Below are 13,941 nucleotides of genomic sequence, written 5' to 3'. Positions count from 1 at the left end.
GCCGTCAGCCCGCCGTGGGCTCGCCGACGGGCCGCTGCCCGATCGACGACTGGAAGCGCACGAGGTAGCCGTCGGGATCCTGCACGAGGAGCTGACGGACGCCCGCCTCCACGTCGCCGATCCGGTACCAGGTCGTCTCCGGCTCGAGGAAGAGCGCGACGCCGCCCGCGGCGAGCGCCTCCGCGACGACGTCGGCGTCCTCGACGGCGATCTGGAAGTTGATCCCCCGCCCGTACGGCCGCTCCAGCGGCCCCGTCACCCAGTTCCGGATGATGCCCGCCTGCTCGAGCATGAGGTGCGCGCCGCCGCGCGCGATGTACGCGAAGCCCTCCGCCGGGCGGTCATAGCGCACCGCGAAGCCGCAGAGGTCGCGCCAGAACACGAGGCTCGCGGCGAGGTCCGTGATCAGCAGCTCGGGGACCAGGTCGGGCTCGTCGTCGGGATCCATGCGGCCATGCTCGCAGACGGGTCGCGGTGCCGCAGCGGCGCCGGCCCGCGTCACGTGACCAGATGCTCGGCGACCGGCCATCCGTTCATGACGACGTGCGCGGCGACGATCGCGGGCAGGTTCCGATGCCGCCACCACAGGATCCCGAGCAGGAGCCCGAACGACCCCTGCGCGACGACGACGCGGGCCACGTCCAGCACCGGGGCGCCCGTGCCGTGGGAGGCCAGGTGCATGAGCGCGAAGGCCAGCGACGCGAGGGCGATGCCGGGCGCGGGGCCGAGCGACGCCTCGAGCCGCGTCTGCAACCACCGCCGGTAGAACAGCTCCTCGCCGATCCCGGCGGTCAGCGCCGTCGCCACCGCGGTGACGAGCAGCGTCGAGGTGTCGACGCCGCCCAGGTCCGGCCGCGGGTTCCATGGCGCGACCTGCGACAGGAGCACCCACACCACCACGACCACGGTCGGCGCCCACCAGCGCCGCGCATCGCGGACGCGGTCGATGCGGACGCCGCGCAGCACGCCGACCACGACGGCGGGCAGGGCGATCAGCATGACGACCTTCAGGAGGACGTAGCCCTCGCTCCGCGCCAGCCCGAGCGCTCCCACCGCGAGCGGGAAGGCCGCGGCGAGCACCAGCAGGATCCACGTCGCCGCCCAGTGCCGCGCCGGCGCGGACACGATCACGGGCTGCTCCGGCATCCGACGCGGCAGCGTCAGCGTGAGGGCGATGCCCACGGCTGCGGGCAGGAGCACAGCCCACCACGGGACCGAGGGCGCACCCGGATCCGCCGACGTCGGCGCCCCGTCGGGCTCGGCGACGAGGACGATCCCGAGCGCCAGCACCCCGAGGGCCGCGCAGAGGACGAGGACCGTGCGGCCGAGGATCCGGTGATGCACGCGCGCGCTCATCCGCGCCCCGGCGCCGGCTGCCCGCCATGCCCCTCGCCGCGGAAGCGTGCGGGGGTGAAGCCCGTGGGGTCCTCGCCGAGGCCGCCGGGCTCGGAGGAGCCCTCCACGAACGCGGTCGCCTCCGCGATCAGCTGCTCGGGGGTCAGGTGCCCGCCCCCGATGGTGAACCCGTACGTGCCGCCCGCCGGCCCGGTGAGCCAGGCGAGGTCGTACGACGGGGTCGCGCCCCTCGGCTCCCGCTCGGCGATCCGCCACAGCTCCCCGAGCACCGTGACCTCGAACGCCTCCATGCCCCGAGCCTACGGACGCCCGCGCCCAGCGCCCAGCGGTCGACCTGGCGGTCACCCTGACGCGGCCCGATACCGTGGGCGGATGATCTCCACGCTCCCGCCCACCGCCGAGCTGCACCTGCACGTCGAGGGCACCCTCGAGCCCGAGCTCGTGTTCGAGCTGGCCGAGCGCAACGGCGTCGAGCTGCCCTACGCCGGCATCGAGGACCTCCGCTCGCGCTACGCCTTCACCGACCTGCAGTCGTTCCTCGACCTCTACTACGCCTGCACCGCGGTCCTCCGCACCCGCCGCGACTTCCACGACCTCGCCGCCGCGTACCTCGAGCGCGCCGCGGCCGACGGGATCCGGCACGTCGAGATGTCCTTCGACCCGCAGGCGCACACGACCCGCGGCGTGCCCGTCGACGACGTGCTCGACGGCCTCCTCGACGCCCTCCGCGACGCACGCGTCCGCCACGGCATCTCCGGCGGCCTGATCCTCAGCTTCCTGCGCGACCGCCCGGTGGAGGAGGCGATGGCCACCCTGGAGTCGGTCGCCGGCCGCGCGCACGAGATCCTCGCCGTGGGCCTCGACTCGGCGGAGGTCGGCTACCCGCCGTCCCTCTTCGTCGACGTCTTCGCCCGCGCGCGCGAGCTCGGCCTGCACGCGGTCGCGCACGCGGGCGAGGAGGGGCCGCCGTCCTACATCCACGAGGCGCTCGACCTCCTGCACGTGGAGCGGGTGGATCACGGGGTGCGCTGCCTCGAGGATCCCGCGCTCGTCGACCGGCTCGTCGCCGAGCGGATCCCGCTCACGGTCTGCCCGCTCTCGAACGTGCGCCTCGGCGTGAACGAGTCCCTCGACGAGCACGCGCTCCCGGAGCTGCTCGCGCGCGGCGTCCTCGTGACCGTCAACAGCGACGACCCGGCCTACTTCGGCGGCTACCTCGGCGAGAACCTGCGGCAGCTCCGCCGCGCGCACGCCTTCGACGACGACGCGCTGGCGCTGCTGGCCCGCAACTCGATCGAGGCGTCGTTCCTCCCCGACGACCGCCGCGCCGAGCTGCTCGCCGCGGTCGACGCGTGGCGCGCCACGGCGCTCTGATCCCGCCGCGTCCGCCGATCAGTCGACGACGGCCGCGACCGCCTCGACCTCCACGAGCTGGTTGTCGTAGCCGAGCACGGTGACCCCGAGCAGCGTGCTCGGCGGATCGTGCGGCGCGAGCGCGTCGCGGACGACCTCCCACGTGGTCACGAGATCCGCCTGCCGGCTCGACGCGACGAGGACGCGCGTGCTGACGAGGTCGGCGAGCGTGGCGCCCGCCGCCTCCAGCGCGACCCGCAGGTTCTCGACGCACCGCGCGGCCTGGGCGGCGTGGTCGCCGACCCCGACCGTCCGGCCGTCGGCGTCGAGCGGGCACGATCCCGCGAGGAAGATGAGCCGCGCGTCGGCCGGCGCGGTGGCCGCGTAGGCGTACTCGGCGACCCCGGAGAGGGCGGCGGAGCGGATCAGGGTCACGGCGGTCATGGGTCTCCCGTCTCGCGCGCGGGCGGATCCGCGCGCGCGACCAGCGTGCCAGCCCACGTCGGTCGGCCGCCCAGGCGGAGTGCCCCGCCATCGCCCGCACGCCTGGGGGCGCTGCCGAGCCGGATCACGGAGGCCCGGCTACTCTCGCCGGATGCCCGACCTCGTGCGCTTCCAGAGCGCCGCCCCCAACCGCCACGGGTCCTTCCCCGGCGTCTTCGCGCTGGCGAACGGCCTCCGGGACGAAGGCCGCCTGTCGGAAGAGGAGATGGCCTGGATCACGGCCTCCAACGCGCACATGAACGCCGCCTACGCGGACCCCTCCCCGGTGGTCGCCGACTGCTACGACCGCACGATCAACCCGCGGGCGCGCGCCTGGTTCCGCACCGACGCCGTCGACCTCCTCCGCGTCACGCGCGACTACCTCGACCTCCTCGACCGGCACGCGGTGCCGTGGCACGAGATCCGCACGCGTACGCCGGGGCGCGTCGTCTACGCCGACGACGTGCAGGTCGTCGCGGTGCCGCACACGCACGACGACTGGCCGTTCCGCCAGCCGTCGCAAGACGCCGGCGCCTGACCGAGGCCGAAGCGGCCGCGCGGGCCGGCGTCAGGAGGCGCGCGTCGCCCGAGCCCGCGCGAGGATCTCCTGGATCACCTCGGACTTCGCGTCCGCGTAGGCGTTCATGTCGTCCCAGGGCCGCTCCATGAGCTCCCGCTTCGTGCGCGCGTAGAGGTCGCGGTCGTCCGCGTCGGTGCGGAGGCGGTCGCGGGGGTCCGTCACCGGGACGTCCTGGCAGGCGGGGACTGCTCCGCACCGGGTCCGTCGGACCTCGCCGTCCGCGGCGCGGGCATCCGGATCGCGACGGCCGCGCCGACGGACCCCAGCACCAGCACCATGCCCGCCGCCTGCGCCGCCGACAGCGTCTCGCCCGACCAGCCGACGCCGATCGCGACCGCGACGACCGGGCTGAGCAGCCCGAGGAACGCGGGCACGCGGGCCGACAGCGCGCTCACGCCCCGGAACCAGAGGAGGTACGCGAGCGCCGTCCCCACGAGCGCCAGGTACGCGTACCCGACGACGTTGCGCGGTGTGAGGGGCTCGACGGGCAGCGGCTCGGCCACCACCGTGAGCACGGCGAGCAGGATCCCACCCGCGAGCAGCTGCCAGGACGTGGTCACGAGCGGCGGGTGATCCGACCCCCACCGCTTCGCCAGCACCACGCCCACCGCCATGCACACCGCTCCTGCGAGGGCCGCCGCGACACCCGTCGCGTCGAGCCGGGCGTCCGCGCGCAGGACGATCAGGGCGACGCCCGCGAGCCCCGCGACCGCGGCGACCAGGGCGCCGACCGGCAGGCGCTCCCGGAGGACGCGCGCGGCGAGCGCGGACACGAGCAGCGGCTGGATCCCGCCGATGACGGCCGCGACGCCGCCCGGCAGACGGTCCGCGGCGATGAACAGGAACGCGAAGAACGCCCCGATGTTGAGCGCGCCGAGGACCGCGGAGCGCCACCACCACGCACCGTGCGGGAGCCGACGGCCGAGCGCGAGGAGCACCAGTCCCGCGGGCAGCGCGCGGAGGGTCGCGGTGAGCAGCGGATGCCCGGGGACGAGGAAGGCGGTGGACGTGACGTAGGTGGTGCCCCAGAGGGCGGGCGCGACGGCGGTCAGGAGGACGAGACGGAGACGAGGGCTGAGCACGGAGCCAATGTAGCTCAGTGCTTAGCGATTAAGATGGATCCCATGGACCACGTCGACCGCATCCTCGAGCAGTGGCGCACGGAGCGCCCCGACCTCGACCCGTCGCCCATGGCCGTGATCGGACGCCTCGCCAGGGCCGCCGCGGCGCTCGCGGCCGGGACCGACGCGACGTTCGCGCGCCACGGGATCGACGCCTCGACCTTCGACGTCCTCGCCACCCTGCGACGCCAGGGCCCGCCCTTCCGGCTGGCGCCCGCCGCGCTCGCGCGCGAGTCGATGATCACCACGAGCGCCGTGGCCCAGCGCCTCAATCGCCTGGAGGGGCTCGGCCTCGTGACCCGGCTGCCCCGCCCCGAGGACGGGCGCGGCAAGCTGGTCGAACTCACCGCGACCGGGCGCGAGCTCGTCGACCGCGTGGTCCCCGACCACCTCGCCACGGAGGAGGCCCTGCTCGCCCCGCTCGACGCGCGGGAGCGGCGCACGCTGGCGGAGCTCCTCGCCCGTCTCGACCCGTCGGGCGCCTGAGCCGCGCTGAGCCGCCCCGGGACGAGATCCGCCGCCGCGGCTCAGTCGACGGGAGCGTCGCCCGTCAGTCGAATACCACGTGCTGCGTGATCCACGCGTGCATCACGACCGCGGCCGCCGCCGACGCGTTGATGGAGCGCGTGGAGCCGAACTGCGAGATCGCGACGGTCATGTCGGCCGCCGCCACCGCCTCGTCGCTGAGGCCGGGGCCCTCCTGGCCGAAGACGAGCACGCAGCGCTCGGGGAGGCGCGTGGTCTCCAGGAGCACGGATCCGTCGACGTTGTCGATCGCGATGATCGGCAGGCCCTCGCCCGCCGCCCACTCGACGAGGTGGGCGATGGTCGCGTGGTGCACGACGTGCTGGTACCGGTCGGTGACCATGGCACCGCGCTTGTTCCACCGGCGGCGGCCCACGATGTGCACCGTGTCGGCCGCGAACGCGTTGGCGCTCCGGACGATCGACCCGATGTTCATGTCGTGCTGCCAGTTCTCGATGGCGACGTGGAACGGGTGCCGGTGCTGGTCGAGGTCGGCGACGATCGCGTCCATGGACCAGTACCGGTAGCGGTCGATGACGTTGCGGGTGTCGCCGCGCTCCAGCAGCTCGGGATCCAGGTGCGGCTCGTCGGGCCACGCGTCCGGACCGCCCGGCCAGGGACCGACCCCGTGGGTCGAGAGCTCGACGGTCGGCGTCGGCTCGGCGGCGTCGGGCCGCTCGGGGAGCGGGGGGACCTCGGGATCGCCCGGCATCAGATGTAGATCGCCGGGTCGACGAAGAAGGCCGGATCCACGTGGGCGTCCGGCCCGCGGCCCGCCCGCTTGCCGGTCTCCACCGCGGGGATGCCCGTGAGCACGGATCCCGCGGGCGCGTCCTTCACGACCACCGCGTTGGCGCCGATGACGCTGCCCGCGCCGATCGCGATGGGCCCGAGCAGCTTCGCCCCCGCGCCGATGGTGACGCCGTCGCCGACGGTCGGGTGCCGCTTGCCGTGCACGAGGCTCTTCCCGCCGAGCGTGACGCCGTGGTACATCAGCACGTCGTCGCCGATCTCCGCGGTCGCGCCGATGACGACGCCCATGCCGTGGTCGATGAACAGCCGCCGGCCGATGCGCGCACCCGGGTGGATCTCCACGCCGGTGAGCGTGCGCCCGACCTGCGCGAGCAGCCGGGCGGCCAGCCGGATCCGCCGCCGCCAGAGCGCGTGCGAGATCCGGTGCAGCCACACGGCGTGCAGCCCCGGGTAGCCGAGCACCATCTCCAGGTACCCGCGCGCGGCGGGGTCGTGGGCGCGGGCGGAGCGGAGGTCCTCGACGACGCGGGCGACGATCCCCACGCCTAGTCGCGCAGGTCGTCGAACAGCACGGTCGAGAGGTACCGCTCGCCGTAGTCGCACACGATGGCGACGATGGTCTTGCCCGCGCTCTCCGGCCGCTTCGCGATCTCGAGCGCGGCCCACACGATGGATCCCGACGAGATGCCGCAGAGGATGCCCTCGTCGGTCGCGAGCGCGCGCGCGACGCGGATGGAGTCCTCGAGCGAGACGTCGACGACCTCGTCGTAGACCTCGGTGTCGAGGATCTCGGGCACGAAGTTCGCGCCGATGCCCTGGATCTTGTGCGGGCCGGGCTTCCCGCCGTTGAGGATGGGCGAGTCGAGCGGCTCGACCGCGACGATCCGCACGTCCGGCTTCCGCTCCTTGAGCACCTGGCCGACGCCCGTGATGGTGCCGCCCGTGCCGACGCCCGCGATGAACACGTCGACCGCGCCGTCGGTGTCCGCCCAGACCTCCTCGGCCGTGGTCTCGCGGTGCTTCTGCGGGTTCGCCGCGTTCGCGAACTGCTGGGCCCAGATGGCGTTCGGCGTCTCGTCGACGATCTGCTTCGCCCGCTCGACCGCGCCGCGCATGCCCTCGGGGCCGGGGGTCAGGACGATCCGCGCCCCGTACGCGCGCAGCACCAGCCGGCGCTCCATGCTCATGGTCTCGGGCATGGTGAGGATGACCGTGTAGCCGCGGGCCGCGCCCACCATGGCGAGCGCGATGCCCGTGTTGCCGCTCGTGCCCTCGACGATGGTGCCGCCGGGCTGCAGCTGGCCGGACGCCTCGGCCGCGTCGATGATCGCGACGCCGATGCGGTCCTTCACGCTGGACGCGGGGTTGTGCGACTCGAGCTTCACGAGCACGGTCGCGTCGAGCCCCTCCGTGAGCCGGTTCAGGCGGACGAGCGGCGTGCCGCCGACCAGCTGGGTGATGTCGTCGTAGACGCGACCTGCCATGGGTTCCACCTTCGTCGTGATCCGGGTCGGTGCGGGGCGCTGCCGCGCGCACCTGCTCGTCGTCGAGCCTATGCGAGGCCAACCTCGCGCACGGCGGCGGCATTCCGGCAGGCTGGACCCATGAGCGCGCGCATCGAGGTGGAGGGGCCCGGCGGCCCCGAGGTCATGACCCTGACGGACGGGCCGGTGCCGGATCCCGGGCCCGGCGAGGTGCGGATCCGCGTGCACGCCGCGGGCGTCAACTTCATCGACACCTACCGCCGCAGCGGCGTCTACCCGATGGCGCACCCGTACGTGCCCGGGTCGGAGGCCGCGGGTGTGATCGAGGCGCTCGGCGACGGCGTGACGGGCGTCCACGTCGGCGACCGCGTGGCGACCGCCGAGGCGTCCGGCACCTACGCGCAGCATGCGCTCGTCCGCGCGGAGACCCTGCTGCCCGTGCCCGACGGCGTCGACATGGAGACCGCCGCCGCGCTGCCGCTCCAGGGGCTCACCGCCCACTACCTCGCGACGAGCTCGTACCCGGCCGGCCCCGGGGATCGCGCGCTCGTGCACGCGGGCGCCGGCGGCGTGGGGCTCCTCCTCACGCAGCTGCTCCGCGACCGCGGCGTCGAGGTGATCACCACCGTCTCCAGCGAGGAGAAGGCCGCCCTCTCGCGCGCGGCCGGCGCGACGCACGTGCTCGGGTACGGTGACGTGCCCGTGCGGGTGCGGGAGCTCACCGAGGGCCGCGGGGTCGACGTGGTCTACGACGGCGTGGGGCGCGACACGTTCGACGGCTCGCTCGACTCCCTGCGCATCCGCGGCACTCTCGTGCTCTTCGGCGGCGCGAGCGGCCAGGTCCCGCCGTTCGACCTGCAGCGCCTCAACTCCGGCGGATCCCTGTCCGTCACGCGCCCGACCCTCGCCCACTTCCTGCTCGATGCGGAGGAGCGGCGGTGGCGCGCGGGCGAGCTGTTCGCCGGGGTGCTCGACGGATCCCTCGACGTGCGCGTCGGCGCGACCTACCCGCTCGCCGACGCGGCCCGCGCGCACGAGGACCTCGAGGGCCGGCGCACGACGGGCTCGATCGTCCTGATCCCCTGAGGCGACGCCGATCCCTTGCCATGAGGGAAACCGACATGTAGGTTTCCCTCATGGAAAACGATCGAGCAGCAGACGCGGCCGCCGCCCTCGACGGCCTGCACGCCGACCGCGCGGCCCTCGCCGCGCGCATCCCCGAGCCCCGCGGGCACCTCGCCGGGTTCGGCGCCGTCGCGCTGGCATGGGTCGCCCAGGCCGCGACCCTCTCCCCCGGCGCCGACTACGAGCCGCCCACCACGTCCTGGGTCGCCGTCGCCGCCGTGATCCTGCTGCTGGTGCTCCTCCGGCGCCGCACGGGCATCCGGTTCCGCCGGGTCGGCGCGCGGGCGATGCTGCTCGTGGCGGCCGCCCTGGCGGGCTGCCTCGCCCTGTTCTCGATCTCGCTCGGGCTCGTCGCGCAGGGACTCGGCGGGGCGGTGGCCCTCACCGCGCTCGCGGCCTTCGCGCTGGTCACCTGGCTGTCGACGCTCGCGTTCCGCGCGGCGGTCCGGGAGATCGCCCGCCGTGGCTGAGGCCGCCTTCGACGAGCTGATCCACGCGCCCGTCCGCCTGCGCATCTGCGGGATCCTGCGACGCGTCGACCACATCGACTTCACGGTGCTGCGCGACGCGCTCGGCATCGCGGACGCCAGCCTCTCCAAGCACCTGAGGCTGCTGGCCGACAGCGGCTACGTCGCGTCCCGGAAGGCCCCGTCGGCGGGCCGGGCCGACCGCCGCCAGCTCACCTGGCTCTCGCTCACCGCCGCGGGCAAGCGCGCGTTCGACGGGCACGTGGCCGCCCTGACGGAGATCGCGGGCCGGTAGACGCCGCGGGCGCCGCCGTCGGGGGACGGCGACGCCCGCGGGTGATGCGCGGCGCGGTGGATCAGTCCGCGATGAACGCGAGGATGTCCTGGTCGAGCTGCACCTGGTACTCGCCCGAGATGCCGTGCGGCGCGCCCGCGTAGACCTTCACGGTGCCGTGCTTGACGAGCTCGGCGGACTTGAGCGACGCGTTGGCGATCGGCACGATCTGGTCGTCGTCGCCGTGCGCCAGGAGGATCGGCACGTCGAGCGCCTTGAGGTCCTCCGAGAAGTCGGTCTCCGAGAAGGCGGCCACGCAGTCGTAGGCCGCGATCAGGTTGACGAGCATGCCCTGGCGCCAGAAGTCGCGCTTCGCGCCCTCGGAGACGGCGCTGCCCTCGCGGTTCGCGCCGAAGAACGCGTCCGAGAGGTCGATGTAGAACTGCGAGGCGTCGGCGAGCACGCCCGCGCGGATCCCGTCGAAGACCTCGCGGGGGACGCCGTCGGGGTTCGCCTCCGACGCGACCATCACGGGCGGGACGGCGCCCGCGGTGACGACCTTGCGCACGCGGCCGACGCCGTGCTGCGCGGCGTAGCGGACGACCTCGCCGCCGCCCGTCGAGTGCCCGATGACGACGAGGTCCTGCAGGTCGAGGTGCTCCACGAGCTCCGCGAGGTCGCGGGCGTACGTGTCCATGTCGTTGCCGGTCGAGGTCTTGGCGGAGCGGCCGTGGCCGCGGCGGTCGTGCGCGATGGCGCGGTAGCCGGCGTCGACGAGGACCTTGATCTCGACCTGCCAGGCGTCGGAGCTGAGCGGCCAGCCGTGGCTGAGCAGCACGGGCTTCCCGGCGCCCTGGTCGGTGTAGTAGAGCTCGGTCCCGTCGGAGGTGGTGAAGTGCGGCATGGTTCCCTCTCTGCTGTGGTCGGGGTCGCCCGCCGCGTCGCGCGGCCGATCGGCGGCCCGTTCCGCGTTTGCGGGAGGACCCGCGTTCTGCGAATCTCTCCCTGGTGATCACGCCCATCGAACCGTCACCAGGGGGTCGGACACCATGCAGGTAGCAGGCAGTTCGCATGCTGTTCCCCCGGTGATCCACGGACGGCGCGCGTGACGGCGGTCGGCGGCCTCCTCCGCGGCCTGCGGGTGTCGGCGGATCTCACGCTGGAGGCCCTCGCCGAGCGCTCGGGCGTGAGCGTGCGCACCATCAGCGACATCGAGCGCGGCGTCAGCGCGCGACCCCGCCGGTCGACCACGCAGGCGCTCGCGGACGCGCTCGGCCTGGAGGGGAGCCGCCGCGACCGGCTGCTCGCCGCCGCCCGACCTCCGGCGGACGCCGCCGCGGGATCGACGACCCGGCCCGCGGGATCCGGCGGGACGGCGCCCTACCGGCTGGCCGACTTCCGCGGCCGCGACGAGGAGATCGACCGCCTGGTCGCGGCCGCGACGGGTCCCGCCGCCGGGCCGCACCCCGCTCCGACGCTGGTCGTGCTGAGCGGGGCGCCGGGCGTCGGCAAGTCGAGCATCGCGGTCGAGGCGGCCCACCGGATCGCGGCGGGCTCGCGGCCGCGGCTGTTCGTCGACCTCGGCGGGCTCGACGACGCGCCCGCCGAGCCGCTGGACGTGGTCCAGTCGCTGCTGCGGCAGCTGACCGGCACGGAGGGCGCGCGGGGCGATCTCGCGGACGCGACCGCGGCCTGGGCCGCGGCCACCGCCGCGCAGCCCGTCGTGGTGGTGCTCGACGACGCGGCGACGGAGGCGCAGGTGCGTCCCGTCATGGCGGCGGATCCGGGCGCGATGGTGCTCGTCACCTCGCGCCGGACGCTCGCCGGGCTCGCCGGCGCGCGGCACCTCCGCGTGCCCGTCCTGCCGCGGCGGGACGGCGTCGCGCTGCTGGAGGCGATCATCCCCGAGGCGCAGCGCGTCGGCGCCGACCTCGACGAGCTGGCCCACCTGTGCGGCGACCTGCCCCTCGCGCTCCGGGTCGCGGGGCACCGCATCGCCTCCCAGCCCGCCTCGACCGTCGAGGACCACGTGCGGCGCCTCCGCGCGGAAGGCCGGCGCCTCGGGGCCCTGGTCGCGGGCGACACGGGCGTGCACGCGGCCTTCGCGACCTCGTGCGCCCACCTCACCTCCGGCGCGCGCGACCTGTTCCGCAGCCTCGCGCTCCTCCGCGGATCCTCGTTCGCGGCGCCCATGGCCGGCGCGGTCCTCGGCCTCGGCGAGGACGCTGCCCTCGGGCTGCTCGACGAGCTCGCGGACCTCGGCATGGTCGAGACGCTGAGCGGATCCCGCTACCGCCTCCATGACCTGCTCCGCCTCTACGCCGCCGAGCGCCTGCGTGCCGACGTGGACCCCGTCGAGGTCCGGCGCCGGACGGAGCGGCTCGGCCGGTGGACCCTCGCGACCGCCGCCGCCGCCGGCCGCGTGTTCGCCCCGGACGACGCGCCGCACCCCCGGCTCGGTCCGGCGCTCGCGTTCGGCTCGCGGGCCGACGCCCGCGCGTGGCTCGTCACCGAGGTCGACGCGTGGTTCCCGGAGTACGCCGCCGCCGCGACCGACGGCCGGGACGCGCTCGCGCTCGCCGCGGCCCCGCACATCCGGTGGTTCGGCGACCGGTGGTTCGAGTGGGGGCGCTGGCACGAGCTGTTCGGCGTCACCGCCGAGCTCGCGCACCGCGCCGGCGACGCCGCCCTCGAGGCGGAGGCCCTCACGGACGTCGCGTTCATCCAGCACTACGCGCAGTGGGATCCGGCGGCCGCCGTCGTCACGGTCCGGCGCGCGCTCGCCCTCGCGACCGCGAGCGGCGACGGCCGCGGGCAGGCCCGGGCCCTCTCCGACATCGGCGCGTGCCTCGAGGCGCTCGGCGACGTCGACGGCGCGGTCGCTTCCACGCGCCTCGCGATCGCCGCGTTCGAGGATCTCGGCCTCCCGGGTCCCGTCCTCGACTCCCGCGGCGTCCTGGCCAGGTCGCTGCTGGCGACGGACCCGGCTGCGGGCCTCGCGGCGTACGAGGAGATCCTCGAGCGCACGCGCGAGCCCCAGCCCGGCATGGCCGAGCACGACCGCTGGGCGGCGCACCTCGACGCGCTCGCGCAGTGCGGCAAGGCGCTCATCCGCCTCGGTCGGCACACGGAGTCGATCGAGCTCGCGGAGACGATGCTGACCACCGCGGACGGTCCCGCCGTCGACTACGCGGGCGAGCGCGACCGGGCCCGCGCGCTCCGCAACCGCGGCCTCGCCCGGCTCGCCCTCGGCGAGGTGGACGCCGGCCGCGCCGACCTCGAGCGCGCCCTCGTCCTCGCGGGCGACCTGCCGCCGGTCGCGTGGTCGGCGGAGATCCGCGACGCCCTCGACGGTCTCCCGGCCGCGACCGCCTAGCCTCGTGCCATGCCCGCATCCGGTACCCCGCTGAGGCGCCTCGGCTTCCTCACCATCGGCCTGTTCGACCCCGCGGATCCCGCGGCCGGCCACGAGACGACCCTCCGCATCATCGAGCGCGGCGAGGAGCTGGGCCTCGACAGCGCCTGGCTCCGGCACCGCCACCTCCAGCACGGGATCTCCTCCCCCGTCGCCGTGCTCGCCGCCGCCTCCCAGCGCACGAGCCGCATCGACCTCGGCACGGCCGTGACGCCCATCGGCGCCGAGAACCCGTTCCGCCTCGCCGAGGACCTCGCCACGGTGGACCTCCTCACGGGCGGCCGCCTGCAGCCCGGCTTCTCGGTGGGCCGGCCGATGCGCTTCGAGACCTACCGCCACGCGATCTACCCGACCACCGCCGACCAGGAGGAGCTCGGCTACGACCGCCTCCTCCGCTTCCGCGACCTCGTGCGCGGCGACGAGGTGAGCGGCGTCACCGGCCGCGAGGGCCAGGAGGAGTACGCGTCCACCGTGCAGCCGCAGTCCGCGGGGCTCGTCGACCGGCTCTGGTACGGCGCGGGCAGCACCCGATCCGCGGTGTGGGCCGCCGAGAACGGCTTCCACCTCCTCACGTCCAGCGTGATCCAGGGCGAGCTCGGGCCGGACTTCGCCGCGAACCAGCGGGCGCAGATCGACGCCTACCGGGCCGCCCACCCGGCCGGGGACGCGGCGCGCGTCTCGCAGGGGCTCGTCGTGATCCCCACCGACCGCGCCACCCCGGAGCAGCGCCGCCGCTACGAGGCGTACGCCGCCGAGCGCTCGGCCCGCGTCGGCGTCCCGCAGGGCCCGAAGTCCATGCTCTTCGCGGCCGACCTCGTGGGCACCTCGGAGCAGATCGCCGAGCGCCTGCACGCGGATCCCGCGTTCCAGGCGGTCGACGAGGTCGCCTTCGCCCTGCCCTTCACCTTCGGCGAGGCCGACCTGGAGCAGATCCTCACCGACATCGCGGAGCGCCTCGGCCCGGCGCTCGGCTGGTCGCCCGCCGCCTGACCCGGCCGCGCGCCG

Annotated in this window: 18 protein-coding genes; 8 read left to right on the top strand and 10 right to left on the bottom strand. The window is 75.0% G+C overall.

Going from position 1 to position 13,941, the window contains the following annotated elements:
• Positions 1–4: 4 nt before the first annotated feature.
• From ACT7CP_RS03080 to ACT7CP_RS03070, 3 genes are read right to left on the bottom strand one after another with little or no spacing between them, the layout of a single operon-like run.
• On the bottom strand, positions 5–448 hold the full coding sequence (locus ACT7CP_RS03080; RefSeq protein ID WP_445443335.1) for a bleomycin resistance protein: 444 nt from the start codon (positions 446–448) through the stop codon (positions 5–7).
• 50 nt (positions 449–498) lie between these two features.
• On the bottom strand, positions 499–1,344 hold the full coding sequence (locus ACT7CP_RS03075; protein WP_413962417.1) for a CPBP family intramembrane glutamic endopeptidase: 846 nt from the start codon (positions 1,342–1,344) through the stop codon (positions 499–501).
• Positions 1,345–1,352: 8 nt separating this feature from the next.
• Positions 1,353–1,646 (bottom strand): hypothetical protein, encoded by a 294-nt coding sequence (locus tag ACT7CP_RS03070; protein WP_445443334.1) that lies wholly within the window; start codon positions 1,644–1,646, stop codon positions 1,353–1,355.
• An 82-nt stretch (positions 1,647–1,728) separates the two neighbouring features.
• Here ACT7CP_RS03070 and ACT7CP_RS03065 point away from each other — a divergent pair, with 82 nt between their 5' ends.
• Positions 1,729–2,730, top strand: coding sequence for an adenosine deaminase (locus ACT7CP_RS03065; protein WP_445443333.1), 1,002 nt, complete (start codon positions 1,729–1,731; stop codon positions 2,728–2,730).
• Between the two features lie 18 nt (positions 2,731–2,748).
• On the opposite strand, the gene ACT7CP_RS03060 is transcribed toward ACT7CP_RS03065, so the two are convergent.
• Positions 2,749–3,153, bottom strand: coding sequence for a RidA family protein (locus ACT7CP_RS03060; protein ID WP_413962414.1), 405 nt, complete (start codon positions 3,151–3,153; stop codon positions 2,749–2,751).
• 151 nt (positions 3,154–3,304) lie between these two features.
• On the opposite strand from ACT7CP_RS03060, the gene ACT7CP_RS03055 reads away from it, so the two are divergent.
• Positions 3,305–3,730 carry a hypothetical protein gene (locus ACT7CP_RS03055; protein WP_445443332.1) on the top strand — a complete coding sequence of 142 codons (426 nt, stop codon included), beginning with the start codon at positions 3,305–3,307 and terminating at the stop codon, positions 3,728–3,730.
• 30 nt (positions 3,731–3,760) lie between these two features.
• Here ACT7CP_RS03055 and ACT7CP_RS03050 read toward each other — a convergent pair whose 3' ends face one another.
• Both ACT7CP_RS03050 and ACT7CP_RS03045 read right to left on the bottom strand, forming a co-directional pair.
• Positions 3,761–3,934 carry a GrpB family protein gene (locus tag ACT7CP_RS03050; RefSeq protein WP_445443331.1) on the bottom strand — a complete coding sequence of 58 codons (174 nt, stop codon included), beginning with the start codon at positions 3,932–3,934 and terminating at the stop codon, positions 3,761–3,763.
• Entirely contained in the window at positions 3,931–4,854 is a 924-nt protein-coding gene (locus ACT7CP_RS03045) for an EamA family transporter (RefSeq protein WP_445443330.1), read from the bottom strand. Before ACT7CP_RS03045 ends, ACT7CP_RS03050 begins: the two co-directional genes overlap by 4 nt.
• A 42-nt stretch (positions 4,855–4,896) precedes the next feature.
• On the opposite strand from ACT7CP_RS03045, the gene ACT7CP_RS03040 reads away from it, so the two are divergent.
• Positions 4,897–5,379, top strand: a complete 483-nt coding sequence (locus ACT7CP_RS03040; protein WP_445443329.1) for a MarR family winged helix-turn-helix transcriptional regulator — start codon at positions 4,897–4,899, stop codon at positions 5,377–5,379.
• 64 nt (positions 5,380–5,443) lie between these two features.
• Here ACT7CP_RS03040 and ACT7CP_RS03035 read toward each other — a convergent pair whose 3' ends face one another.
• The 3 genes from ACT7CP_RS03035 to cysK are packed head-to-tail and all read right to left on the bottom strand — an operon-like array spanning position 5,444 to position 7,655.
• On the bottom strand, positions 5,444–6,130 hold the full coding sequence (locus ACT7CP_RS03035; protein ID WP_445443328.1) for a TrmH family RNA methyltransferase: 687 nt from the start codon (positions 6,128–6,130) through the stop codon (positions 5,444–5,446).
• The gene (gene epsC / locus ACT7CP_RS03030; protein WP_445443327.1) at positions 6,130–6,714 is read right to left on the bottom strand and encodes a serine O-acetyltransferase EpsC; all 585 of its coding nucleotides are present in this window, start codon (positions 6,712–6,714) and stop codon (positions 6,130–6,132) included. Before epsC ends, ACT7CP_RS03035 begins: the two co-directional genes overlap by 1 nt.
• A gap of 2 nt (positions 6,715–6,716) precedes the next feature.
• Positions 6,717–7,655: a cysteine synthase A gene (cysK, locus tag ACT7CP_RS03025; protein ID WP_445443326.1), complete on the bottom strand. Its 939-nt coding sequence runs from the start codon at positions 7,653–7,655 to the stop codon at positions 6,717–6,719.
• Positions 7,656–7,775: 120 nt separating this feature from the next.
• Here cysK and ACT7CP_RS03020 point away from each other — a divergent pair, with 120 nt between their 5' ends.
• From ACT7CP_RS03020 to ACT7CP_RS03010, 3 genes are read left to right on the top strand one after another with little or no spacing between them, the layout of a single operon-like run.
• Positions 7,776–8,741 carry a quinone oxidoreductase family protein gene (locus ACT7CP_RS03020; protein ID WP_413962406.1) on the top strand — a complete coding sequence of 322 codons (966 nt, stop codon included), beginning with the start codon at positions 7,776–7,778 and terminating at the stop codon, positions 8,739–8,741.
• 50 nt (positions 8,742–8,791) lie between these two features.
• The gene (locus ACT7CP_RS03015) at positions 8,792–9,250 is read left to right on the top strand and encodes a hypothetical protein (protein WP_445443325.1); all 459 of its coding nucleotides are present in this window, start codon (positions 8,792–8,794) and stop codon (positions 9,248–9,250) included.
• Complete coding sequence (locus tag ACT7CP_RS03010) at positions 9,243–9,542, top strand: transcriptional regulator (RefSeq protein WP_445443324.1); 300 nt, start codon at positions 9,243–9,245, stop codon at positions 9,540–9,542. The genes ACT7CP_RS03015 and ACT7CP_RS03010 overlap by 8 nt, the downstream gene beginning before the upstream one ends.
• A 61-nt stretch (positions 9,543–9,603) precedes the next feature.
• Here the strand turns inward: ACT7CP_RS03010 and ACT7CP_RS03005 are convergent, their stop codons facing one another.
• On the bottom strand, positions 9,604–10,425 hold the full coding sequence (locus ACT7CP_RS03005) for an alpha/beta fold hydrolase (RefSeq protein ID WP_413962403.1): 822 nt from the start codon (positions 10,423–10,425) through the stop codon (positions 9,604–9,606).
• A gap of 201 nt (positions 10,426–10,626) precedes the next feature.
• Here ACT7CP_RS03005 and ACT7CP_RS03000 point away from each other — a divergent pair, with 201 nt between their 5' ends.
• Positions 10,627–12,897: a helix-turn-helix domain-containing protein gene (locus ACT7CP_RS03000; protein ID WP_445443323.1), complete on the top strand. Its 2,271-nt coding sequence runs from the start codon at positions 10,627–10,629 to the stop codon at positions 12,895–12,897.
• Positions 12,898–12,906: 9 nt separating this feature from the next.
• A complete protein-coding gene (locus ACT7CP_RS02995) occupies positions 12,907–13,926 on the top strand; it encodes an LLM class flavin-dependent oxidoreductase (protein WP_445443322.1) in 1,020 nt (339 codons plus the stop codon).
• Positions 13,927–13,941: the final 15 nt, after the last annotated feature.

This window comes from Clavibacter rahimiani (assembly GCF_052654495.1).
The sequence above is the reverse complement of the archived record's forward strand: the minus strand, read 5'-3'. Positions and strand labels throughout refer to the sequence as shown.